The organism is Phyllobacterium sp. P30BS-XVII, from assembly GCF_014138335.1.
Classification (GTDB): Bacteria; Pseudomonadota; Alphaproteobacteria; order Rhizobiales; family Rhizobiaceae; genus Phyllobacterium; species Phyllobacterium meliloti.
In genome coordinates, this window is sequence record NZ_JACGXO010000001.1 from 725,864 (window position 1) to 749,423 (window position 23,560).

23 protein-coding genes are annotated in these 23,560 nt (G+C 56.1%); 16 read left to right on the forward strand and 7 right to left on the reverse strand.

All coding sequences use genetic code 11. The features are described from left to right. The first annotated feature begins 148 nt into the window (after window positions 1-148). The 5 genes from ccmA (at window position 149) to FHW17_RS03585 (ending at window position 3,053) form a co-directional block, all read left to right on the forward strand. Window positions 149-790, forward strand: a complete 642-nt coding sequence (gene ccmA / locus FHW17_RS03565) for a heme ABC exporter ATP-binding protein CcmA (RefSeq protein WP_182509225.1) — start codon at window positions 149-151, stop codon at window positions 788-790. Continuing rightward, a complete protein-coding gene (gene ccmB / locus FHW17_RS03570; protein WP_113095367.1) occupies window positions 790-1,455 on the forward strand; it encodes a heme exporter protein CcmB in 666 nt (221 codons plus the stop codon). The genes ccmA and ccmB overlap by 1 nt, the downstream gene beginning before the upstream one ends. Window positions 1,456-1,522: 67 nt before the next feature. After that, a complete protein-coding gene (locus FHW17_RS03575) occupies window positions 1,523-2,290 on the forward strand; it encodes a heme ABC transporter permease (protein WP_112522817.1) in 768 nt (255 codons plus the stop codon). Continuing rightward, a complete protein-coding gene (gene ccmD / locus FHW17_RS03580; protein WP_112522818.1) occupies window positions 2,287-2,460 on the forward strand; it encodes a heme exporter protein CcmD in 174 nt (57 codons plus the stop codon). Before FHW17_RS03575 ends, ccmD begins: the two co-directional genes overlap by 4 nt. Continuing rightward, on the forward strand, window positions 2,457-3,053 hold the full coding sequence (locus FHW17_RS03585; protein ID WP_112522819.1) for a DsbE family thiol:disulfide interchange protein: 597 nt from the start codon (window positions 2,457-2,459) through the stop codon (window positions 3,051-3,053). Before ccmD ends, FHW17_RS03585 begins: the two co-directional genes overlap by 4 nt. A 5-nt stretch (window positions 3,054-3,058) precedes the next feature. Here the strand turns inward: FHW17_RS03585 and FHW17_RS03590 are convergent, their stop codons facing one another. The 7 genes from FHW17_RS03590 to FHW17_RS03620 all read right to left on the reverse strand — a co-directional run bounded on the left by FHW17_RS03590 (window position 3,059) and on the right by FHW17_RS03620 (window position 10,205). Beyond that, window positions 3,059-3,490, reverse strand: a complete 432-nt coding sequence (locus FHW17_RS03590) for a hypothetical protein (protein ID WP_112522820.1) — start codon at window positions 3,488-3,490, stop codon at window positions 3,059-3,061. Window positions 3,491-3,606: 116 nt separating this feature from the next. Beyond that, window positions 3,607-4,266 (reverse strand): septation protein A, encoded by a 660-nt coding sequence (locus tag FHW17_RS03595; RefSeq protein ID WP_112522821.1) that lies wholly within the window; start codon window positions 4,264-4,266, stop codon window positions 3,607-3,609. Next, on the reverse strand, window positions 4,266-5,990 hold the full coding sequence (ftsY, locus tag FHW17_RS03600; protein WP_112522822.1) for a signal recognition particle-docking protein FtsY: 1,725 nt from the start codon (window positions 5,988-5,990) through the stop codon (window positions 4,266-4,268). The genes FHW17_RS03595 and ftsY overlap by 1 nt, the downstream gene beginning before the upstream one ends. A gap of 23 nt (window positions 5,991-6,013) precedes the next feature. Next, window positions 6,014-7,297 (reverse strand): tRNA (N(6)-L-threonylcarbamoyladenosine(37)-C(2))-methylthiotransferase MtaB, encoded by a 1,284-nt coding sequence (gene mtaB / locus FHW17_RS03605; protein WP_182509226.1) that lies wholly within the window; start codon window positions 7,295-7,297, stop codon window positions 6,014-6,016. Further along, on the reverse strand, window positions 7,297-8,190 hold the full coding sequence (gene dapF / locus FHW17_RS03610) for a diaminopimelate epimerase (RefSeq protein ID WP_112522824.1): 894 nt from the start codon (window positions 8,188-8,190) through the stop codon (window positions 7,297-7,299). Before dapF ends, mtaB begins: the two co-directional genes overlap by 1 nt. A gap of 122 nt (window positions 8,191-8,312) precedes the next feature. Then, window positions 8,313-9,329 carry an NADP-dependent oxidoreductase gene (locus FHW17_RS03615; protein WP_182509227.1) on the reverse strand — a complete coding sequence of 339 codons (1,017 nt, stop codon included), beginning with the start codon at window positions 9,327-9,329 and terminating at the stop codon, window positions 8,313-8,315. A 69-nt stretch (window positions 9,330-9,398) separates the two neighbouring features. Beyond that, window positions 9,399-10,205, reverse strand: coding sequence for a siderophore-interacting protein (locus FHW17_RS03620; RefSeq protein WP_182509228.1), 807 nt, complete (start codon window positions 10,203-10,205; stop codon window positions 9,399-9,401). Between the two features lie 336 nt (window positions 10,206-10,541). Here FHW17_RS03620 and FHW17_RS03625 point away from each other — a divergent pair, with 336 nt between their 5' ends. From FHW17_RS03625 to lpdA, 11 genes are all read left to right on the forward strand, one after another. Continuing rightward, window positions 10,542-11,090 (forward strand): protease inhibitor Inh/omp19 family protein, encoded by a 549-nt coding sequence (locus FHW17_RS03625; RefSeq protein WP_112522827.1) that lies wholly within the window; start codon window positions 10,542-10,544, stop codon window positions 11,088-11,090. 63 nt (window positions 11,091-11,153) lie between these two features. After that, the gene (gene zapE, locus FHW17_RS03630) at window positions 11,154-12,335 is read left to right on the forward strand and encodes a cell division protein ZapE (protein WP_182509229.1); all 1,182 of its coding nucleotides are present in this window, start codon (window positions 11,154-11,156) and stop codon (window positions 12,333-12,335) included. Window positions 12,336-12,628: 293 nt separating this feature from the next. Beyond that, window positions 12,629-13,591, forward strand: coding sequence for a malate dehydrogenase (gene mdh / locus FHW17_RS03635; protein WP_091879456.1), 963 nt, complete (start codon window positions 12,629-12,631; stop codon window positions 13,589-13,591). 65 nt (window positions 13,592-13,656) lie between these two features. Next, entirely contained in the window at window positions 13,657-14,853 is a 1,197-nt protein-coding gene (sucC, locus tag FHW17_RS03640; RefSeq protein ID WP_112522829.1) for an ADP-forming succinate--CoA ligase subunit beta, read from the forward strand. A 3-nt stretch (window positions 14,854-14,856) separates the two neighbouring features. Beyond that, window positions 14,857-15,771 carry a succinate--CoA ligase subunit alpha gene (gene sucD / locus FHW17_RS03645; protein WP_112522830.1) on the forward strand — a complete coding sequence of 305 codons (915 nt, stop codon included), beginning with the start codon at window positions 14,857-14,859 and terminating at the stop codon, window positions 15,769-15,771. Between the two features lie 186 nt (window positions 15,772-15,957). Continuing rightward, the gene (locus tag FHW17_RS03650; RefSeq protein WP_112522831.1) at window positions 15,958-18,966 is read left to right on the forward strand and encodes a 2-oxoglutarate dehydrogenase E1 component; all 3,009 of its coding nucleotides are present in this window, start codon (window positions 15,958-15,960) and stop codon (window positions 18,964-18,966) included. 47 nt (window positions 18,967-19,013) lie between these two features. After that, window positions 19,014-20,297 (forward strand): 2-oxoglutarate dehydrogenase complex dihydrolipoyllysine-residue succinyltransferase, encoded by a 1,284-nt coding sequence (odhB, locus tag FHW17_RS03655; protein WP_112522832.1) that lies wholly within the window; start codon window positions 19,014-19,016, stop codon window positions 20,295-20,297. 184 nt (window positions 20,298-20,481) lie between these two features. Then, entirely contained in the window at window positions 20,482-20,928 is a 447-nt protein-coding gene (locus tag FHW17_RS03660; protein ID WP_112522833.1) for a VOC family protein, read from the forward strand. Window positions 20,929-20,933: 5 nt separating this feature from the next. Then, complete coding sequence (locus FHW17_RS03665) at window positions 20,934-21,569, forward strand: LysE family transporter (RefSeq protein WP_182509230.1); 636 nt, start codon at window positions 20,934-20,936, stop codon at window positions 21,567-21,569. Between the two features lie 7 nt (window positions 21,570-21,576). Continuing rightward, window positions 21,577-22,107, forward strand: coding sequence for a hypothetical protein (locus tag FHW17_RS03670; RefSeq protein WP_162700336.1), 531 nt, complete (start codon window positions 21,577-21,579; stop codon window positions 22,105-22,107). A 33-nt stretch (window positions 22,108-22,140) separates the two neighbouring features. Beyond that, window positions 22,141-23,547: a dihydrolipoyl dehydrogenase gene (gene lpdA / locus FHW17_RS03675; protein WP_182509231.1), complete on the forward strand. Its 1,407-nt coding sequence runs from the start codon at window positions 22,141-22,143 to the stop codon at window positions 23,545-23,547. The last annotated feature ends 13 nt before the right edge of the window (window positions 23,548-23,560 follow it).

The following is a 23,560-nucleotide window of genomic DNA, read 5'->3' on the forward strand; positions in this document are numbered from 1 at the left end:
CAAAAATGGTTTCCACACCGACCGCTGGTATGGTTGACTGCTATATAGAGATTTTCGTCGATCTGTGCCAGACCGACATTCGTCAAAAATACGGGCTGCGTCGAAATGCACATGCGCTGGTCCGGATTCAATAAAGAGCGGGAACTTCATGCGGTTAGTCGCCGAAAATCTGGCAGGAGAGCGGGGCGGGGAGTTTTTATTTTCCGGGCTAAACTTCACCATTGCAGGCGGAGAGGCGCTGATGATTACCGGGCCGAATGGTGCGGGAAAATCGACCCTCTTGCGAATCATTGCAGGACTTCTGGAGAAGGCAGAGGGAAGTATCCGGCTTGATAATGCACCTGCCGGTTTCGAGAGCCTTGTTGGAGCCTGTCACTATCTCGGTCACCTCAATGCCATGAAGCCGGTTTTAAGCGTCGAAGAGAATTTGCGTTTCTGGCAGTCATTCAACGGCGCCGGACAACACACACTCCGCGAAGCGCTGGACCGTGTGCAGCTCGGTGATATCGGACATCTGCCTTTTGCTTATCTCTCGACCGGACAAAAGCGACGGGCAAGTATTGCACGGCTTTTGATCAGCCATCGCCCGGTCTGGTTGCTGGATGAACCGACGGCAGGTCTCGACAAGGCATCGGAAGAGCAATTTGCCGAATTGATGCGTGCGCATCTGGCGAGTGGAGGAATTGTGATTGCCGCGACTCATTTGCCGCTGGGGCTTGGCGACGCACAAGGGCTCGTGATGGGAGCCAATGGGCAAGCTCATGCCGGAAGTCGGGAGTATAGCGCCTAATGCTCTCGCTCTTTCTACGCGACACACGATTGGGTCTGCGCGCCGGGGGCGGCGTTCTTGTCGGAATATTATTCTTTCTGGCAGTCATTGCTGTTGTGCCATTCGGTGTCGGGCCGGATCTCAAGCTGCTCAGCCGTATCGGCGCCGCCATGCTATGGATCGGTGCGTTGCTGGCAACGTTGCTTGGTCTTGACCGGTTGTTTCAGGCGGATCGCGATGATGGCTCTCTCGACTTGCTGATCATGGCTTCAGACCGGCACATCTTGGCGCTGACCGTTCTCGTCAAATGTCTGGCACATTGGACCACAAGTGTTTTGCCGCTTGTTATAGCTTCTCCGCTGCTTGGCCTTTTCATGAATATGGAGCCCGCCGCCATCGGCGCTACAACGCTGACGCTGCTTGTTGGTACACCTGCAATCACGTTGATAGGGGCTGTCGGTGCGGCGGTCGCCGTGGCACTGCCACGGGGCGGCCTGCTTGTATCGGTGATCATCCTGCCGCTGACCATTCCAGTGCTGATTTTTGGCGTATCGGCGGCCTATGGCGCTGTGGAGGACCCTGCGCCTTTTGTCGCGCCCTTCCTTATTCTGATTGCAATTACACTGTTCTTTGCCGTCATTGGACCATTGGCTGCGGCTGCGGCGCTGAAATCGTCAGCCGATTGATATGGTGAACGGACGCACGATGTAATGGTGAATTGCGAAACAGAGCGGGGGAAGCTAAAAAATCGCCATGAGTGAAGCAGTTTCAAAAGCTGGCCGCTGGGTCGATCTGGCTAATCCTACCCGCTTTATCAATTTCGCTGGTATCGTTCTGCCGTGGCTTGTCGGAATCACCTTACTGGTGCTGGCTGCCGGATTGTGGATGTCGTTTCAGGCGCCTGATGATTATCAGCAGGGCTCGACCGTCAAGATCATGTTCATCCATGTGCCTTTCGCGTGGCTGTCGATGATGTGCTACACGGTCATGAGCATTTCCGCGATCGGAACGCTGGTCTGGCGTCATCCCCTGGCGGATGTTTCAGCCAAGGCAGCAGCGCCTATTGGTGCTGCTTTTACCGCACTTGCCTTGATAACCGGCTCGCTGTGGGGCAAGCCCATGTGGGGCACCTGGTGGGTCTGGGATGCGCGTCTGACATCGGTTTTCGTGCTGTTCCTGATGTATCTCGGCATCATTGCCCTGACCCGCGCGATGGACGATCCAGCGAAGTCCTCCAAGGCAACGGCTATCCTGACGCTGGTCGGTTTCATCAATATCCCCATTATCAAATTCTCCGTCGATTGGTGGAATACGCTGCATCAACCCGCTTCCGTTATCCGGATGGGCGGGCCGACGATACATCCGTCATTGCTCTGGCCGCTGCTGGTCATGGCGGTTGGTTTCACACTGCTGTTCTTCACCCTGCATATGATGGCCATGCGCAATGAAATCTGGCGCAGACGTGTTGTGGCCATGCGCCGTATCGCGGCCCGCAGCGCTGAACGGAGGGGAGCGCAATGATGACCCATACGGGCTTTGTTCTGGCGTCCTATGGCGTTTCCATTGTTGTGCTCGTGGCGCTTGTCGGCTGGATATTGATTGATCAGCAGGCTCAACGCCGCGCATTACAGGAACTGGAAACGCGTGGCGTCCGCCGTCGCTCCGAGGCTCGAACGGACAGTGCATCGTGAGCGGACCTGATATTACAGAGCAGGCACCACGCAAGCGCTTCTCGCTGTTTGCCTTCCTGCCCCTGCTGCTTTTCGTGGTTCTCGCCGGTATCTTTGCCTTTCAGCTGGCGCTGGGACGTGATGAAAGCGTGATCCCCTCGGCATTGATCGGCAAGCCGGTGCCAAAGCTGACGCTTCCGGCGCTGGCTGGTTTAACCAAAAACGGTCAGCCTGTTCAGGGGATCGATCCCGCGTCGTTCAAGGGGCAATTGACGCTGGTCAACGTGTTCGGTTCGTGGTGCGTGCCGTGCCGGGCTGAACATCCCCTGCTGATGCAGCTGTCCAAGGACAAGCGTTTCCGCCTTGCTGGCCTTAACTACAAGGACAAAGACGAGAACGCACTGCGTTTCCTTGGCGAGCTTGGCAATCCATTTGACATGATCGGTGTGGATGCAAGCGGGCGGGCGGGAATTGAATGGGGCGTCTATGGCGTGCCGGAAACTTTTCTTGTCGGCCGTGACGGTACCATTCTTTACAAGCACGTCGGACCATTCAGCGAAGCCTCAATCCGGGACGATCTGATGCCCGTGATCGAGAAAGCCCTGAAACCATAAATGCTTTACTCGCTGTCGAGCATCGCGTAACGGCGGACCCATCCGGCTGCGCGCGAGGCGGCTTCCGCCGTGCTGTCATAGGCATGGGCCAACGGCACCTCGATCATCCGGTAGCCGAAAGAGGTTTTCTGCGCGACGGTTACGGGGGCATCAATGGGTGTGCCCAGTGCGATAGTATCGAGCGGCCGATCCGGTGCGGGCTGGGGAATAGCAAATGAGCGGCTTGCGACCAAGGCCGATGGATGTTTCGCCTTGATGGTACAGGTCGCGGTGACAAGCGGATAGCTTACGCCCGCAGTCTTGCGAATCTGGTTTTCAAGATCCGCCCGGCAATTCTCGACGCTGGTCCAGCTTGCATCGGCGGTTTTGATATATTCGCAGATTTTCGCATCGCAGTCGCAACCCATCAGGGTCATGATAATGAGGGCCGTTTTCATGGCTCGCACTCTTTCGGGATAGAATTGCCGTAGGTGCGATATTTGAGCCCGGATCGCGGCGGGATTTCGTCGCGATCTGTCAGGAATTGTGGTGCTTTTCAGCTCAATTGTGGCAGCTATTTTTCTTTGCGTTTGTCGAGCAGCGGCTCAAGCGAATGCTTCATCACCAGCGGCATTTGCGCGAATGTGAAGAGCAGCGTGATCGGCATGGTGCCCCAAACCTTGAAAGCAACCCAGAAATCCGTAGAGAAACTGCGCCAGACCACTTCATTCAATACAGCCAGAAACAGGAAGAAAACGCCCCAACGCATGGTGAGCTTGCGCCAACCCTCTGCGTCAAGCTTGAAGGCGCTGTCGAAGACATAACCAAGCAGGGATTTGCCAAAATAGAGACCGCCAAGCAGAATAACTCCGAACAGCGCGTTTACGATGGTCGGCTTCATCTTGATGAAGGTTTCATTGTGCAGATAAAGCGTTAGCGCACCGAAGATCAAAACGACAATGCCGGAGATGAGTGGCATGATCGGCAGGCTGCGTGTCATTATCCAAGACGTAATCAGCGCAATGGCGGTTGCGGCCATGAACAGGGCCGTCGCGATAAAAATCGGCTCACCAATAGTAGACAACACTGGAAATCGCTCGATCAGCCATTCTCCGCGGGCATTGGCAAAGAAAAAGACCATCAATGGTCCAAGTTCAAGCGCCAGCTTGAGGAGTGGCGTGACTTCCTTACGGGAAGGATCGGAGGGGTCACGTTCGAATACAGATTGGTCCATCAAGCAACTCCTGCGATGGCTTTGGCAAAATCTTTGGCGGCGAAGGGTTCGAGGTCTTCGACCTGCTCGCCGACACCGATGAAATAGACAGGCAATTTATGTTTGGCGGAAATGGCAACAAGAATGCCGCCCCGCGCCGTGCCGTCAAGTTTGGTCATGACGAGGCCGTTGACACCGGCGATGTTCTTGAAAATCTCCACCTGATTGAGAGCGTTCTGGCCGGTGGTGGCATCAAGCGTCTGCAGCACCGTGTGCGGCGCCTCCGGATCATTCTTGCCGAGAACACGGACGATCTTTGCAAGCTCGTCCATCAGTTCCGTGCGGTTCTGCAGCCGTCCGGCTGTATCGATGATGAGAACGTCACTGCCCGCCTCCTTGGCCTGTTTCCATGCGTCATAGGCGAGGCCCGCCGCATCGGCCCCGAGCTTCGATGAAACAACGGGAGCGCCGGTGCGTTTGCCCCAGATATGCAGCTGTTCGATGGCAGCGGCGCGGAATGTATCGCCTGCAGCCAGCATGACACTGAGACCGCCTGCGGTCAGTTTTGCCGCAAGCTTGCCTATGGTTGTGGTTTTGCCAGTGCCATTGACGCCGACAACGAGAATAACGTGCGGCTTGTGCGACAGGTCAAGTTCCAGTGGCTTTGCTACCGGCCCGAGCACCTTTTCGATTTCTGTCGCCATAATGGTGCGGACTTCCTCGGAGCTGATGTCCTTGCCATAGCGTGTTGCGCTCAGGGAGCCAGTAATGCGGATAGCCGTTTCCATACCAAGATCCGCCTGAATCAGCACATCTTCAAGGTCTTGCAGCGTGTCTTCATCAAGTTTGCGACGGGTGAAAATACCGCCGATCGAATCGCCGAGCTGCTGTGATGAGCGCGCGAGACCCTTGCGCAGACGTTCGAACCATGAAAGCCGCTTCTCCGGTTCAGCAGCAACCGGCTCCTCAGCCTGCTTTTCCTCAACCGTCTTGGTCACGGTTACTTTTGACGAGACGGGTTTTGCCGGTGCTATTGGTTCAACCGGTGCGGGTATGTCTATGACGGGTTCAATCTCGGGCACATGGACCGGCGGCATGACCGCGTCGGCGATGGTCTCTTCGAAAGGTTCTTCTGGCAAAGTGATTGGAACCGGGCGATCTTCTTCGACGGGTTCAACATCTGGTTCTGGTACCGCTACTATTTCGGGTTCTGCCGGAGGTGCCGCAGGTACAGGCTCGGGCAAGATATCCGGTTCGACCGGTTGCTGAAGTTCTGCAACGGGTTCGGGTTCCGCTAAAGTTTCCGGCGATGATGGATCGTACTCTTCAGCAGTGAGCGTGGCGCCTTCACCCTCCCCCAACGTGGGGAGGGTCGATGCGTCAGCATCGGGGTGGGGGGCTACAGCTTCACTTACAAGAATCTTGTCTTGTTGAGTTTCCGGCTCGTGGTGAGGGGATGGAGTTTCCCCCCACCCCGGACCTTCAGTCCCATCCTCCCTACGTTTGAGGAGAGCGGGGGAGTCAAGCTCGGCTGGCTCAGCGTTCTGATCGGCGGTGACGGATTCAACAGGTTCTGCATCTGCCGGAACAGGCAATGATTCCTGCGCAGCCGTATCTTCATAGACCTGTTCGGTCGTCTGATGAATCGGCGCATCGAGCGCTGCAACAGGCGCTTCCGCCGGTGCCTCTTCGACAACTTCCTTTTTGCCGAATGAAAATATCTTCTTGATAAAACCCAGAGCCATGAATGCTGCTTTGCTCGTTGTGATTACGCTGCGCGCCGGTCGCTGTCTGCGGCCAGCAGCTTGTCGCTATCATGTCCGCTGATCGGCCGTTCAATAATTTCACCCGGAACTCCGCCATTCAGGCCGACAAGGGTAAATCCTTCCGAACGGCCAATACCTTCGCGTTCGATGAGTATCCTTTGGGTCGTGCCAACAAGACGGTCGAGATGGGCACGATAGGCTGTCTCGCCTGCCGCACGCAGCCGGGCAGCACGGGTCTTGACGATTTGCCTGTTCACTTGTGGCATGCGGGCAGCCGGTGTGCCTTCGCGCGGGCTGAAGGGAAAGACATGCAGATGCGTCAGTCCGCATTCTTCGACAATGCGGATAGAGTTTTCGAACATCTCATCGGTTTCAGTGGGAAAACCAGCGATGATATCAGCGCCGAAAACGATGTCAGGCCTGATATTGCGAACATTCTCACAGAACTCAATGGAGTTTTCGCGCAAATGACGGCGCTTCATCCGCTTCAGAATCATGTTGTCGCCCGATTGCAGCGACAGGTGCAGATGCGGCATCAGGCGGCTTTCCGTCGCCAGTGCTTCCATCAGGTCATCGTCTGCCTCAATGGAATCGATGGACGAGAGGCGCAGGCGTTTCAGATCAGGCACTTGGCCAAGCACTGTTTTCACCAGCTTGCCAAGACGCAGGCTACCCGGCAGATCAGGACCATAGCTGGTCATATCAACCCCGGTCAGCACTACCTCGTTATAGCCATTGCCGACGAGCCGCTTGACCTGTTCAACCACGCCGCCCATCGGCACGGAACGGGAATTACCGCGGCCATAGGGGATGATGCAGAAGGTGCAGCGATGATCACAGCCATTTTGCACCTGAACAAAAGCGCGGGCGCGGCCTTCGATGGCATCGACCATGTGGGAAGCGGTTTCGCGCACTTCCATGATGTCGTTGACGCGGACTTTTTCGAACTGGTTCACACCAAAATCCGGCAGCATGCGATAGGAATTGGATTTCAGTTTTTCTTCATTGCCGAGAACGAGATCGACTTCATCCATAGCGGCGAACTCGTCGGCGCCTGTTTGTGCGGCGCAGCCGGTGACAATGATGCGTGCCTGCGGATTGTCGCGGCGTGCCTTGCGAATGGCCTGACGCGCCTGACGGACTGCTTCGCTGGTGACGGCGCAGGTGTTGAAGATGATCGCACCATTTTCCAGCGTGCCAAGTCCGGCTGCGTCGGCTTCGCGCTTCATCACCTCGGATTCATAGGTGTTGAGGCGGCAGCCAAAGGTAACGACGTCCACAGCCATCAGGCAACTCCCTGCGACGGCGTTGTTTCATCACGCTGCCATTCGCCGCTCTGCGGGTCAAATGAGCCGGAGAATTCCCATTCAGCCGGACCAGTCATCAGGACGTGATTGTTTTCCAGCCATTCAATCACGAGCGGACCACCGGGCACGGTGACTGTCACCGTGCGTTCGGTGCGGCCGGTCCGGGCAGCTGAAACAGCCGACGCGCAGGCAGCCGACCCACAGGCGCGTGTAAGTCCAGCTCCGCGTTCCCAGGTGCGCAGAGTAATCGCGTTGCGGCTGGTCACGTGAGCAATTGAGATATTGGCGCGCTCGGGGAAAATCGGGTGATTTTCGAGCAGCGGACCAAAACGCTCCAGATCATAGGTCCAGACATCCTGATCGACCCAGAAGATCGCATGCGGGTTGCCCATGCTGACAACGGAAGGCGAATGCAGCACAGGCGCATCGATGGGCCCGATCTGCAATTCGATCTTGCGCGTGTCATGGAAAGGCTCAGCCAGCGGAATATCCTGCCAGTCAAAGCGCGGCATTCCCATATCAACGGAAATCAGGCCATCGGGGTGCTCGTGGGCTGTGATGATTCCAGAAATCGTTTCGAAGGTGAATTCCCGCTTGCCGGTTTCAGTGGCAAGCGCCTGCACGACACAGCGCATGCCATTGCCGCAGGTCTGCGCCTGCGTACCATCGGAATTGATGATCTCAATGTAGGCATCCGCATCTTGCCTGCGCGGTGCGTGGATCGCCATGATCTGATCGAACTTTGTCGCAGGATCATTATTGAGTGCAATGGCTGCACCGGGTGCAACATGGTCGGTATGGTGACGCATGTCGGCAACGATTATCTCGTTGCCAAGCCCGTTCATCTTTGCAAATTGCGCGCGCACTGCCATGCTTCCGTCAGCCTGTATTGCCATTCTGATGTCGATAGAGGGCTTATATGGCGGAAAAGGTGAAGAATTGCCAGTACCAGCCTTATCAAAGCTACGGCACTGGCAATCAGATGCATCTGCTATCAGGCGACGCGGATGACCAGCTTGCCGAAATTATGCCCTTTCAGAAGCCCCATAAAGGCCTCCGGTGCATTGGCGAGCCCATCAACAATATCTTCGCGGTATTTGACTTCACCGCTACGCAACCATCCACTCATGGTTTCAAGGAATAAGGGCCGCTGATCGACAAATTCGCGCTGGATGAAACCGCGTACTGTCAGGCTCTTCTTCAGAATATCGCGCATGAGCACGGGCAGGCGATCCTTGCCCGACAGGTCAAGTTCGTCATATTGCGCGACGAGACCGCAGACGGGGATGCGGGCAAAGGTGTTGAGGAGCGGAAAAACCGCATCCCAGACGGGGCCACCGACATTTTCGAAGTAGACGTCGATGCCTTTTGGGCAGGCCTGCTTCAACTGCGCTGAAAAGTCAGGCGCCCGATGATCAATGGCGACATCGAAACCAAGCTCATCGCGGATGTAGGCGCATTTTTCCGCGCCGCCGGCAATGCCAATGGCTCTCGCCCCTTTGATTCGTGCGATTTGACCAACGGTTGCCCCCACCGGTCCACTGGCAGCCGCTACAACAACCGTTTCTCCGGGCTTGGGCTGACCGATGGTCAGAAGGCCCGCATAGGCGGTGAAGCCGGGCATACCGAGAATGCCAACGGCGGTCGAGAGGGGAGCGGCGTTCGGGTCAAGCCTGCGCAGGCCAACGCCATTGGAAATGGCGTAGCTCTGCCAGCCGGAGTGAGAAAGAACGATATCACCGGGATGAAAATCGGAATGCCTGCTCTCGACCACCTCGGCAACAGTCCCGCCTTCCATCACGGCGTTGACGGCGACCGGAGCAGCATAGGATTCTGCATCATCCATGCGACCGCGCATATAAGGATCAAGAGACAGGAACAGAATCTTGAGTAATATTTCGCCGTCGCCCGGTGCAGGTATCTGCTGGGTTTCGATGCGGAAATTGTCAAGCTTCACAGGGCCAAGCGGCCGGGATGCAAGCACGATACGGGTATTTTGCGGCTGAGACATCGTTTTGTCCTTATGGGGAGGGCGTCAACCCTACCCCAGCACTGTCAGCCCGGCAATGTGAGTATATCGTCAGTGGGATTCGTGTGCGTCAGCAACGCCGCGCAGCCAATAGCCAGCTGCCTTAACCCACTCGCTGTTGAAACCACGCTCTTCAACGAGGTGGTTACGCACCGACTTTGAAATCCCGCTTTCACAGGCAATAAAGGCATAGCAATCGCCTTCCGGCAGGGCGAGGCTTTTGACGGTTTGTAGCAGAAGATCGTTATTGCCGGCCTCCGCTCCGCTGCGGTGAACCCAGATGATTTCGGCCTTGGCGCTGGTCTTGAGGTTCTGTTCCTCGGCTTTGTCAGCGACCTCAATAACCGCGACGACGCGCGCTGATGCCGGTAATTCTTCCAGTCGGCGGCTGATAGCGGGCAGGGCCGTTTCATCACCAGCGAGGAAATACCAGTCATAGGCATCCGGAATGATCATCGAGCCGCGCGGCCCGCCAATGACGATCTGCTGGCCGGGTTTTGCCTGTGCTGCCCATGTGGAAGCCGGGCCGTCCCCATGCAGCACAAAATCGACATCGAGGGTGTTGGTTGCCGGGTGATAGTTTCGAGGTGTGTAGTCACGCATTTCCGGACGCGGCTTGTCTTCCGGAAAGCTGATGCCATCGGGACCCAGAACCGGGACAATTGGCCCGCTTCCGGCCGGTGGGAAGAAAACCTTGATATGATCGCCGTAACCGGCGCTGACAAACCCATCCAGCTGATCACCGGCGAGCGTGACGCGCACCATGAGGGGCGTCAAATGTTTGACCTCCTGCACTTCAAGGAGGCGCAGGCGGGTTTCGTGGCGGATTCTTTGAGGTGTTTTATTTATGAGTGTCATACTCAACAAATACCTCTCGGTCTTGCGGACTTCAATGGGGCTATTCACACATTTCCGTCATCAGTCGTTTGCGCCATCATAAGACTTTATTCACCTTAAAATGATTGACTTGAAACAAGCGTATGGTTTCCACCAAACGGAAACAGACCTGAACAGTGTGGCGATATTGCCAGTTCGGCGAGTTTTTGACGCTTCTGCCACGGGCATCGGCCGCAAACAGGCCGGTTTTGCCGCGTGACGGGTTGAAATTTGACCGCGATACCCTTTTATCGTGGTTAATAAATGCCAAGTCGAATCGCATTTTTTCTGTTTGATGCGTAGATGGAGAGTAAGACTATGGGGACTTTGAACGTCAATTTGCTGGCCGTTGCCGCTGTCGGCATGGTTCTGGCAGGATGCCAGAGTACGCGTTTTGACAATGATATGGACCGTGTCACACCTTCACCCGCTCCGTTGCAATCTGCGCCGGCCGGGTCTGTGACCCAGAGCCAGTTGCCGCCTCCCGGCGGCGCCAACCAGTTTCCGACAGCGCCGACGACGGGTAACGGTGCAGCAGCGGGTGGCCAGGGTACGCAGGTTGCATCGCTGCCACCGGCAAATGCACCTGATGTTACGGCCAGCAGCGTCGCAGGCGTGTGGAATGCTTCGCTTGGTGGCCAGAGCTGTAAAATCGCGACGCCACAGACAAAGTTCGGTCAGGGTTATCGCGCCGGTCCGTTGCGCTGTCCGGGTGAGCTTGCAAACCTCACATCCTGGGCAGTCAGCGGTAAGCAGCTCACCCTTTATGATGCAGCAGGTGGCACTGTCGCTCGGCTCTATTCATCCGGGTCATCGCGGTTTGATGGTCAGACCACTGGTGGACAGAGTGTGAGCCTGTCACGTTAAGCCCAAAATGGGAGTGTGCAGCACCGGTTCGCCCGCTGCACACGTCCGGAGACTGCAGTTCGCATGTCGCACGATAATCTGAAAGTGTTCCCTTCCGTGCGTGAGCGCTATGATTCGCTCGTGCAAGCCGGGGATATTGACGCGGACCCAGCCCAACAGCTTCTGGCAAGCCGGTTCGACCGGCTGATCCGTGAACTGGCGACAAAGCGGCTTGCGACCAAATCCAGCGCGCTGGGCTGGCTGTTCAGCCGCCGTTCGCCGCGCCACGAGGTGATCAAGGGTCTTTATATTTTCGGTGAGGTCGGGCGCGGCAAGACCATGCTGATGGACATGTTTCATCAGCTCGTTCCGGCCAAACGCAAACGCCGCGCGCATTTTCTCGATTTCATGGCCGACGTACACGAGCGCATCAATGCGCATCGAAAAGCGCACAAGAATGGCGATACCAAGCAGGATGATCCTATCCCGCCCGTCGCCGATGCGCTGGCGGAACAGGCTTGGGTACTATGCTTCGATGAATTCACCGTGACTGATATTGCTGACGCGATGATTCTGTCACGGCTGTTTAAAGCACTGTTCGAGCGCGGGGTTGTCCTCGTCGCCACATCCAATGTGGAACCTGACAATCTTTATCGCGATGGTCTGAACCGGCAGCTTTTTCTGCCCTTTATCGATCTCTTGAAAACCAATGTTGACGTTATCAATCTGGACGCGCGCACGGATTACCGGCTGGAAAAACTCAACCGTATGCCGGTTTATCTCTCACCGCTGAGCGAGGATACAACGCGTAAAATGGATGGCGCGTGGCACGCGGCGACCGATGGCGCGACCGTTGCCGAAGACAGTTTCAAGGTTAAAGGCCGCACGGTTATTGTTCCGCAGGCGGCCCGTCATGTGGCGCGTTTTACATTCGCTGATCTTTGCTCCAAGCCGCTCGGCGCGCTGGATTATGCCGCCATCATTTCACGCTATCAAACGATCTTCATCGATGATGTTCCGATTCTTGACTACTCCAGACGCAATGAGGCCAAGCGGTTTATCATTCTCATCGACATTCTCTATGACCATCACGTGCATGTGGTAATTTCCGCGGCAGCTTCGCCCGACAAGCTTTATGAGGCAAATCGCGGCACCGAGGCTTTCGAGTTTGACCGGACAGCCTCGCGCCTCTTTGAAATGCAGAGCGCGGACTATCTCGCGGAAGCCGCGCCAACAGCTGAAGAACCAGGACCGGCAGAGGCCTGAGTTCGGTATCAAATGACTGTGATGCCGGTCGCCCTTATTTCATCATTTTGATATGTTGCCTATGTTAGATAACTCCAGAAAATCCTTCCCTAGGCTAAATTCAATTGACGTTTACGTAAATCCCATCAAATCTAAACGATTGAATTTATTGGGGGGAAAATTTTTGGTTGAGTTATTTTTGAAAGAGGAATATTCGAACGTCCCAACGCAAAGGCGCATGGTCATGGGCTCTGCCCAACGTCGTTGTTGTCCTTTGGCGTCCGTCCAGACTTCAGATCAGGGAAGTAACCAGCATGGCACGTAACAAAATCGCCCTCATCGGTTCAGGCATGATCGGTGGAACATTGGCACATTTGATCGGGCTCAAGGAGCTTGGTGATATCGTGCTCTTCGACATCGCAGAAGGCACTCCTCAGGGTAAAGGGCTCGATATTGCCCAGTCATCACCGGTTGATGATTTTGACGCCAAGCTCGTCGGCGCCAATGATTATTCGGCGATCGAGGGTTCGGATGTGGTCATCGTGACCGCAGGTGTACCGCGCAAGCCCGGCATGAGCCGCGATGACCTGCTCGGCATCAACCTCAAGGTCATGGAACAGGTTGGCGCGGGCATCAAAAAATATGCACCTAACGCTTTCGTCATCTGCATCACCAACCCGCTCGATGCGATGGTCTGGGCCCTGCAGAAGTTCTCCGGCCTGCCAAAGAACATGGTTGTCGGCATGGCTGGTATTCTCGACAGCGCCCGCTTCCGTTATTTCCTCGCCGATGAGTTCAAGGTTTCGGTCGAAGACGTCACAGCTTTTGTTCTCGGCGGTCACGGCGATTCGATGGTGCCGCTGGCCCGTTACTCAACCGTTGCCGGTATTCCACTGCCGGATCTCGTCAAGATGGGTTGGACCAGCCAGGAAAAGCTCGACCAGATCATCCAGCGTACCCGTGATGGCGGCGCAGAGATCGTTGGCCTGCTGAAGACCGGTTCGGCCTTCTACGCACCGGCTTCCTCGGCAGTCCAGATGGCTGAAGCCTTCCTGAAGGACAAGAAGCGCGTTCTGCCTGTTGCGGCGCATCTTTCCGGTCAGTACGGCGTCAAGGACATGTATGTCGGCGTGCCTGTCATCATCGGTGCTGGCGGCGTGGAACGCATCATCGAAATCGATCTCAACAAGACCGAAGAAAAGGCCTTTGAAAGTTCAGTGGCTTCCGTCGCTGGTCTTTGTGAAGCCTGCATCGCCATCGCGCCGAACCTCAAGTAATTCGGCCTGAACATTCTGAAACGATCCTGTGTTTGTGCCGGATTTTTCGTAGAGGAAATTAACTGATGAATATTCACGAATATCAGGCCAAGCGCCTGCTCCACTCCTTCGGTGCGCCGATAGCCAATGGTGTTGCCGTCTATTCCGTCGAACAGGCGGAAGAGTGGGCAAAGACGCTGCCCGGTCCGCTTTATGTGGTGAAAAGCCAGATTCATGCGGGCGGTCGTGGCAAGGGTAAGTTCAAGGAACTCGGTCCTGACGCGAAAGGCGGCGTTCGCCTTTCGAAGTCGGTCGAGGAAGTCGTTGCCAATGCCAAGGAAATGCTCGGCAATACGCTTGTTACCAAGCAGACGGGCCCGGCTGGCAAGCAGGTCAATCGCCTCTACATCGAAGACGGTGCCGACATTGACCGCGAGCTTTATCTCTCGATCCTCGTTGATCGTTCGGTTGGCCGTCCGGCTTTTGTGGTTTCCACGGAAGGCGGCATGGACATCGAAGGTGTAGCGCACGACACTCCGGAAAAGATCATCACCGTGGCGATTGATCCGGAAAAAGGCGTGACAGCGGATGATGTAAAGAAGATCAGCGATGCTTACGGCCTGACCGGCGAAGCACGTACGGACGGCGAAACGCTGTTCCCGATCCTCTACAAGGCCTTCACCGAGAAGGATATGAGCCTGCTCGAAGTTAACCCGCTGATCGTCATGAAGAATGGCCGTCTGCGCGTTCTTGATGCCAAGGTCTCCTTCGATGGCAACGCGCTGTTCCGTCATCCTGATGTGGTTGAACTGCGTGACACCACGGAAGAAGACGCCAAGGAAATCGAAGCTTCCAAGTATGATCTCGCCTATGTCGCCCTCGACGGCAATATTGGCTGCATGGTCAATGGTGCCGGTCTTGCCATGGCAACGATGGACATCATCAAGCTTTATGGTGCGGAGCCTGCAAACTTCCTCGACGTTGGCGGCGGCGCCAGCAAGGAGAAGGTTACGGCTGCGTTCAAGATCATCACTGCCGATCCGGCGGTTGAAGGTATCCTGATCAATATTTTCGGCGGCATCATGAAATGTGATGTGATTGCTGAAGGTGTGATTGCGGCGGTCAAGGAAGTGGGCCTCAAGGTTCCGCTGGTTGTCCGTCTTGAAGGCACCAATGCTGAGCTTGGCAAGAAGATCATCAATGAAAGCGGCCTTAACGTCGTTTCTGCTGATGATCTTGATGACGCGGCTCAGAAAATCGTCAAGGCTGTGAAGGGAAACTAAGGCATGTCTATTCTTGTTAACAAAGACACCAAGGTTCTCGTTCAGGGCCTGACCGGAAAGACCGGAACATTCCACACCGAGCAGGCGCTTGCCTATTACGGTACCCAGATGGTTGGTGGTATCCACCCGAAAAAGGGCGGTGAGACCTGGGAAGGCAAATTGCCGACCGGTGCTGGCGCCCAGTTGCCGATCTTCGCATCGGTTGCCGAAGGCAAGGATCGCACCGGCGCCAACGCCTCGGTGATCTATGTGCCGCCAGCAGGCGCTGCGGAAGCCATTCTTGAAGCAATCGAGGCGGAAATCCCGCTGATCATCTGCATCACCGAAGGTATTCCGGTTATCGACATGGTTCGCGTCAAGGCTCGCCTCGACCGCTCCAGTTCGCGCCTGATCGGCCCGAACTGCCCCGGCGTCCTGACCCCTGAAGAATGCAAGATCGGCATCATGCCGGGCAATATCTTCCAGAAGGGTTCGGTGGGTGTTGTATCCCGCTCCGGCACACTTACCTATGAAGCTGTGTTCCAGACAACGAATGAAGGCCTTGGCCAGACAACAGCAGTCGGTATTGGCGGCGATCCTGTAAAGGGCACCGAATTCATCGACGTGCTCGAGATGTTCCTTGCGGACGAAGCAACCAAGTCGATCATCATGATCGGCGAAATCGGCGGCTCGGCTGAAGAAGACGCAGCACAGTTTATCGCTGACGAAGCCAAGCGCGGTCGCAAGAAGCCAATGGCCGGTTTCATCGCCGGACGTACGGCTCCTCCCGGACGCACCATGGGCCATGCCGGCGCTGTTATTTCGGGCGGCAAGGGTGGCGCAGAAGACAAGATCGCGGCCATGGAAGCTGCAGGTATCCGCGTTTCGCCATCACCGGCGCAGCTCGGCAAGACATTGGTTGAAGTCCTCAAGGGCTAAAACCTCAGCCGGGCAGATTTCTGCCCGGATTGAAGACCAAGACAGATCGGGGCGGATGTTCGCCCTGATCAATCCACGGGGATTTCCCGGCAAGGGCCGGAAACCTCAACCCAGAGTGTTCTTGGGTCACGATGATCCCGGACGCTCTCATCAAGGGAGACGGAGCGGGTGCTCCGGTCAACACACATGGCACGTCAAGAACAGGCCAACGACATTTTCGCGCTCACATCATTTCTCTATGGTGGCAATGCCCACTATATCGAGGAACTGCATGCGCAGTATGAGAAGGACCCGGCATCGGTTGGTCCCGAATGGCAGGAATTCTTTGCCAATCTCAATGACACCAAAGCCGATGTCATCAAGAACGCGCAGGGCGCATCCTGGGAGAAGCCAAACTGGCCAATCGCTGGCAATGGCGAACTCGTCTCCGCGCTCGACGGCAATTGGGGTGAAGTCGAAAAACACATCACCGACAAGCTGAAGGCCAAAACAGCCAATGGCGCAGCGAACGGTGCGGCAGTATCGGCCGCCACAGCCACGGCGGACATTATCCACGCGGCCCGCGATTCCGTACGCGCCATCATGATGATTCGTGCCTACCGCATGCGCGGTCATCTGCATGCCAAGCTCGATCCGCTTGGCCTTGCCGAGGTGAAGGAAGATTACAACGAACTGTCGCCCGAGAGCTATGGTTTCTCGCCCGCAGACTATGACCGCAAGATCTTCATCGACAATGTGCTGGGTCTCGAATATGCGACGATCCCGCAGATGCTCGACATTCTGCAGCGTACTTACTGCTCGACCATCGGTGTTGAGTTCATGCACATTTCCGATCCGGTCGAAAAGTCGTGGATTCAGGAACGTATCGAAGGCCCGGATAAGGGCGTTGCCTTCACCGCTGAGGGCAAGAAGGCCATTCTGTCGAAACTGATCGAGGCCGAAGGCTTTGAGCAGTTCATCGACGTCAAGTATAAGGGCACGAAACGTTTCGGTCTTGACGGCGGTGAATCACTCATCCCCGCGCTGGAACAGATCGTCAAGCGCGGCGGCTCGATGGGCCTCAAGGAAATCGTCCTTGGCATGGCGCACCGCGGCCGTCTCAATGTGCTCAGCCAGTTTATGCGCAAGCCGCATCGCGCAATCTTCCACGAATTCAAGGGCGGCTCCTACGCGCCTGATGACGTCGAAGGTTCCGGCGACGTGAAGTACCATCTGGGTGCATCATCGGACCGTGAGTTCGATGGCAACAAGGTCCATCTGTCGCTGACAGCCAATCCGTCGCACCTGGAAATCGTTAATCCGGTTGTCATGGGCAAGGCGCGCGCCAAGCAGGATCTGCTGGCCGGTCGTGATCGCGATGACATGGTTCCCTTGTCCGAGCGCGCCAAGATCATGCCGCTGCTGCTGCATGGCGATGCGTCGTTTGCCGGTCAGGGTGTGGTTGCAGAATGTCTTGGCCTTTCCGGCCTGCGCGGTCATCGCGTTGGCGGCACGGTGCATTTCATCATCAACAACCAGATCGGTTTCACCACCAATCCGCGCCTGTCGCGTTCTTCGCCCTATCCATCCGATGTGGCGAAGATGATCGAGGCACCGATTTTCCACGTCAATGGCGACGATCCGGAAGCGGTTGTTTATGTGGCAAAGATCGCCACCGAATACCGCATGACATTCCACAAGCCTGTTGTCATCGACATGTTCTGTTATCGCCGCTTTGGTCACAATGAAGGCGACGAGCCTGCATTCACGCAGCCGCTGATGTACAAGACCATCCGCGGCCAAAAGACAACGGTTCAGCTCTACTCTGCCAAACTGATCGAGCAGGGCCTGATTACTGAAGCCGATGTCGAGAAGATGCGCTCCACCTGGCGTGAAAATCTCGAACAGGAGTTCGAAGCCGGCCAGCATTACAAGCCCAACAAGGCCGACTGGCTGGATGGTGCGTGGAGTGGTCTGCGTACGGCTGACAATGCCGACGAACAGCGTCGTGGCAAAACGGGTCTTCCATTGAAGACAGTCAAGGAAATCGGCAAGAAGCTTGCCGAAGTTCCAGCTGGTTTCAATGTACACCGGACGATCCAGCGCTTTCAGGACAACCGCGCCAAGATGGTCGAAACCGGCGAAGGTTTCGATTGGGCTATGGCTGAAGCCCTGGCTTTTGGCTCGCTGGCCATTGAAGGTCATCCGATCCGTCTGTCGGGCCAGGATGTCGAGCGCGGTACATTCAGCCAGCGTCATTCGGTTCTCTATGATCAGGAAACCGAACAGCGTTATATTCCGCTCAACAACCTGCAAAAGGGTCAGGCGATCTACGAAGTCATCAACTCGATGCTTTCGGAAGAAGCTGTCCTTGGTTTCGAGTATGGCTATTCACTGTCCGATCCGCGTGCGCTGACCCTGTGGGAAGCCCAGTTCGGCGATTTCGCCAACGGTGCGCAGGTCGTGTTCGACCAGTTCATCTCGTCGGGCGAACGCAAATGGCTGCGCATGTCTGGCCTCGTCTGCCTTCTGCCGCATGGTTATGAAGGTCAGGGTCCGGAGCATTCCTCGGCTCGTCTTGAGCGTTATCTGCAGCTTTGTGCGGAAGACAATATGCAGGTGGCCAACTGCACCACACCTGCCAATTACTTCCATATCCTTCGCCGCCAGATGAAGCGCGACTTCCGCAAGCCGCTGATCCTGATGACGCCGAAGTCCCTGCTGCGTCATAAGCGGGCCGTGTCGTCGATCAGCGACTTTACCGGTGATTCCTCGTTCCACCGTCTGCTGTGGGATGATGCGCAGCTGCTGAAGGATCAGGTTATCAAGCTGCAGAAGGACTCGAAGATTCGCCGCGTCGTCCTGTGCTCGGGTAAGGTCTATTACGACCTTTACGAAGAGCGCGAGAAGCGCGGCATAGACGATGTCTATCTCTTGCGCGTCGAACAGCTTTATCCATTCCCGGCCAAGGCGCTGATCACTGAACTGTCCCGTTTCCGCAATGCGGAAATGGTCTGGTGTCAGGAAGAGCCCAAGAACATGGGTGCCTGGGCCTTTATCGATCCTTATCTGGAATGGGTTCTGGCGCATATCGATGCCAAGCATCAGCGCGTTCGTTACACCGGACGTCCTGCCGCTGCATCGACTGCAACAGGCCTTATGTCCAAACACCTTGCACAGCTCGAAGCATTCCTTGAAGATGCCCTCGGCTCCTAAACCACAACAAACAGAAGTCATCTGACGATCAACGGAAGAGCAAGATCATGGCAACCGAAATTCGCGTCCCAACGCTGGGCGAATCCGTTTCTGAAGCGACCATTGGCAAATGGTTCAAGAAGGTCGGCGAGGCAATTGCTGCCGACGAGCCGCTGGTAGAACTCGAGACCGACAAGGTAACACTTGAGGTTCCGGCTGCCGCTGCCGGTGTCCTTGAAGAAATTACCGCCAAGGAAGGCGATACGGTCGAGGTTGGTGCTTTGCTCGGAATGATCGGCGCAGCTGGTGCTGCACCGGCTGCCAAGAAGGAAGAAGCCAAGCCGGAAGCCGTTGCACAGGCATCGGGTAGTGCAGCTGCGGCCTCCACTGCTGAAGCGTCTGTCAAGACTGCCGAAGTTGCCGGTGAACCAGCGATAACCGCACGCAAGGAAAGCGAAATGCCCGCTTCTCCTGCAGCCTCCAAGCTGCTGGCTGAAAAGGGTGTTTCCGTTTCGCAGGTCGATGGTTCCGGCAAGCGCGGTCAGGTACTCAAAGGTGATGTGCTCGATGCCGTTGCCAAGGGTATCGCTGCACAGCCAGCCGCCGCTCCTGCACCGCAGGCCGCCCGTCCAGCCTCTTCGGCGGATGACGCGTCGCGCGAAGAGCGCGTGAAGATGACCCGCCTGCGCCAGACCATTGCGCGCCGCCTCAAGGATGCGCAGAGCACCGCAGCGATGCTGACCACTTACAATGAAGTGGACATGTCGGCGGTGATGGATCTGCGCAACCGCTACAAGGAAATCTTTGAAAAGAAGCATGGCGTAAAACTCGGCTTCATGGGCTTCTTCACCAAGGCCGTGACCCATGCGCTGAAGGAAATTCCTGCGGTTAATGCAGAAATCGACGGCACTGACATCATCTACAAGAACTTTGCCCATGTCGGCGTTGCTGTCGGTACGGATAAGGGGCTGGTGGTTCCGGTTGTGCGCAATGCTGATCAGATGTCGATTGCGGAAATCGAGAAGGACATTGGCCGTCTCGGCAAGGCAGCCCGCGATGGCGCGCTTTCGATGGCCGATATGCAGGGCGGCACCTTCACCATCTCCAATGGCGGTGTCTATGGCTCGCTGATGTCATCGCCGATCCTGAATGCACCGCAGTCCGGCATTCTCGGCATGCACAAGATTCAGGATCGTCCGGTTGTTGTCGGCGGCCAGATCGTCATCCGCCCGATGATGTATCTTGCCCTGAGCTATGACCACCGCATCGTTGACGGCAAGGAAGCCGTAACCTTCCTCGTCCGCGTCAAGGAAAGCCTGGAAGATCCGGAACGTCTGGTTCTCGACCTCTAAGGACAGCAATCGCCGGCCCTGTTCTCTCAAAGGAACGGGGCTGCACTTTGCGGTGTGGTGAATCGGATCAGGTTGAGTTATTTTCGCTACCCGATCACAAGGCCGGTGCCTCTGCGGTCGATACGTCTGGTATCCATGTTTTGCCGATCTTCGGAAGAACGGCATGAGATGAAAGGCAACGCAAATGGCTTTTGGACCGAACTTCCCACCGCTTGAACCTCATATCTGCGTCAAAGGCGGCCTTGAAGCGATCGCCTTTTACGAAAAGGCCTTTGGCGCTGAAAATACATTCACGCAACTGGCCGAAGATGGCAAACGCGTCATGCACGCCAATATTCATCTCTTCGGTGGTTCGTTCATGCTGCATGACGAGTTTCCGGAGTACAAGAATCAAGGCGGTGAGAACGATGTGATGTCGCCGCTCACCCGTGGCGGAGCCAGCGTTGCGCTCAATGTCAACCTATCCAAGCCAGCCGATGTTGATGCGGCGGTGGACCGGGCAGTCAAGGCAGGCGCCACCCTGATCATGCCGGTTCAAGATACGTTCTGGAATGCCCGTTATGGCCGTATTCGTGACCCGTTCGGGCATGTCTGGGCTTTTAATGCCGCCCTTGAGGCTGCGGGAGAATAATAAGCATGTCGCATTACATGTATGAGTTTCTGGGCCTCATGGCGGTCTTCTCGATCATGATCGTTTCGCCGGGTGCCGACTTTGCCATTGTTGTACGTCAGAGCATCGTGCATGGCCGTCGCAGCGCCATCATGACCAGTTTTGGCATCGGCGCTTCACTGCTCTTTCATATCAGCTACACCATTCTCGGCCTTGGCCTGCTGGTGTCGAAATCCCTGTTCCTGTTCGGCATGTTGAAATGGGCCGGTGCGGCCTATCTCTTCTATCTCGGCGTCAAGGCGCTGCGTGCGCCCGGAATGGAAGCGCCTGCCATTGTCGCAGGTGAGAAGGACAAGAATATCTCCGATTGGCGTTGTTTCCTGATGGGTTTCGTCACCAATGCGCTCAACCCAAAGCCTGTTTTATTCTTTTTGTCGTTGTTTTCGGCTCTCGTCAGCCATGAAACGCCAGCGCTGGTGCAGGTGACCTATGGCCTGTTCATGGCGATAGCGCTGATCGCCTGGTTTGTTGCGGTTTCGACGTTCTTTACCATGCAATCCGTGCGCGACAGGTTTGTATCTTGGGGACGCTGGTTCAACCGTGTGACCGGGCTTGTCTTCATCGGGCTTGGAATCAAGCTCGCAACCCAGCAGGCGAGCTAGAGCACTGATGATCTTGTCCTCTCGCCATCGTCTGGGAAAGTGTGCTGCCGTTCTTGCGGTGTTCGGTGTGATGGTGTCGCAACCGGCTTTTGCCGCGTGCCTGCAGGATCACGCCGTCTATACGGATAAGGACGATGATTTTACGCTGACGTTCAAAAGCGTCCCCGATGACGGACCGGCAATCACGGCGAATGAATTCACAATCCGGATGAATGACAGCGATCTCAAGCTTGATGGTGTTGTCATGTGGGACAAGGATGGGGGCAGACCCAATGCCACTGTCATGTACAAGTGCCCCACGGGCGATGTAACCGGTGACGAATTGCAGCGATGCACCGTCTGGAAAGGCGTTGTCTACGCCTTGAAGGAGGGCGCGGACGCTGAACTCCTGCCAACGGCCAAGGAGCCTTCCGCACAGGCACTGCTCCTGCCGGATTTTTCCGGCGCGATGAGCAGTTTCAATTTCAAACTCGAAAAACCCCTTGAGACTTTTCCATGGGAAGTCTTCCGTTTCAAAGAATGCGTACCCGAACAGTAGTTTCGAGTTGCGTCACAGAAGAAGGATTTAATCATGTCATATGACGTCGTCATCATCGGAACAGGTCCGGGCGGTTATGTCTGCGCGATCAAGGCTGCGCAGCTTGGCCTGAAGACCGCGGTGATTGAAAAGCGCGATACGTTTGGCGGCACCTGCCTCAATATCGGCTGCATTCCCTCCAAGGCATTGCTGCACGCTTCGGAAGTGTTCCATGAAGCAGGTCATTCGCATGCGACGCTGGGTGTGGAAGTTGGTACACCAAAGCTCAATCTGAAGGCGATGCTGGCGCACAAAGACGCAACGGTTGAATCCAACGTCAATGGCGTGGCCTTCCTGTTCAAGAAGAACAAGATTGATACGTTCAAGGGCACCGGCAAGGTCGTGGCTGCGGGCAAGGTTTCCGTGACCGGCGATGATGGCAAGGTACAGGAAATCGAGACAAAGAATATTGTCATCGCCACCGGTTCCGACGTTGCCGGTATTCCCGGTGTGAATGTCGAATTTGATGAAAAGGTCATCGTTTCCTCGACTGGCGCGCTGGAGTTTACCAAGGTTCCGGAAACGCTCGTGGTTGTTGGTGGCGGTGTTATCGGCCTCGAACTTGGTTCGGTCTGGGCGCGTCTTGGCGCAAAAGTTACCGTTGTTGAATTCCTCGACAAGATTCTCGGGCCAATGGATGGCGAAGTATCGCGTCAGTTCCAGCGTATGCTGGAGAAGCAGGGCATTGAGTTCAAGATGAGCGCCAAAGTCACCGGCGTTGAAAAATCCGGCAAGGGTGCCAAGGTTACATTTGAGCCAGTCAAGGGCGGTGAAGCCCAGTCGGTTACGGCTGACGCCGTGCTTGTTTCAACAGGCCGCCGCCCCTATACGGACGGTCTTGGCCTGAAGGAAGCCGGTGTTGACGTTGATAATCGCGGACGCGTTGCGATCAATGATCATTGGCAGACCAATGTGGCTGGCATTTATGCCATCGGCGACGTGGTTCAGGGGCCGATGCTGGCGCATAAGGCGGAAGATGAAGGCATCGCTGTTGCGGAAATTCTGGCCGGTCAGGCCGGTCATGTGAATTTCGATGCCATCCCGAGTGTCGTCTACACGCAGCCGGAAGTGGCTTCAGTCGGCAAGACGGAAGAAGAGCTGAAAGCAGCCGGCATTGAATACAAGGCGGGTAAATTCCCGTTCACAGCCAATGGCCGGGCGCGTGCCATGCTGCACACGGACGGCTTCGTCAAAATCCTTGCGGATAAGGCGACGGATCGTGTGCTCGGCGTCCATATCGTTGGTTTTGGCGCTGGCGAGATGATCCATGAAGCGACCGTGCTGATGGAGTTTGGCGGTTCATCGGAAGATCTGGCTCGCACAACGCACGCACATCCGACCATGTCGGAAGCAGTGCGTGAAGCGGCTCTGGCGACCTTCGCCAAGCCGATCCATATGTGATCCGGATTATAGA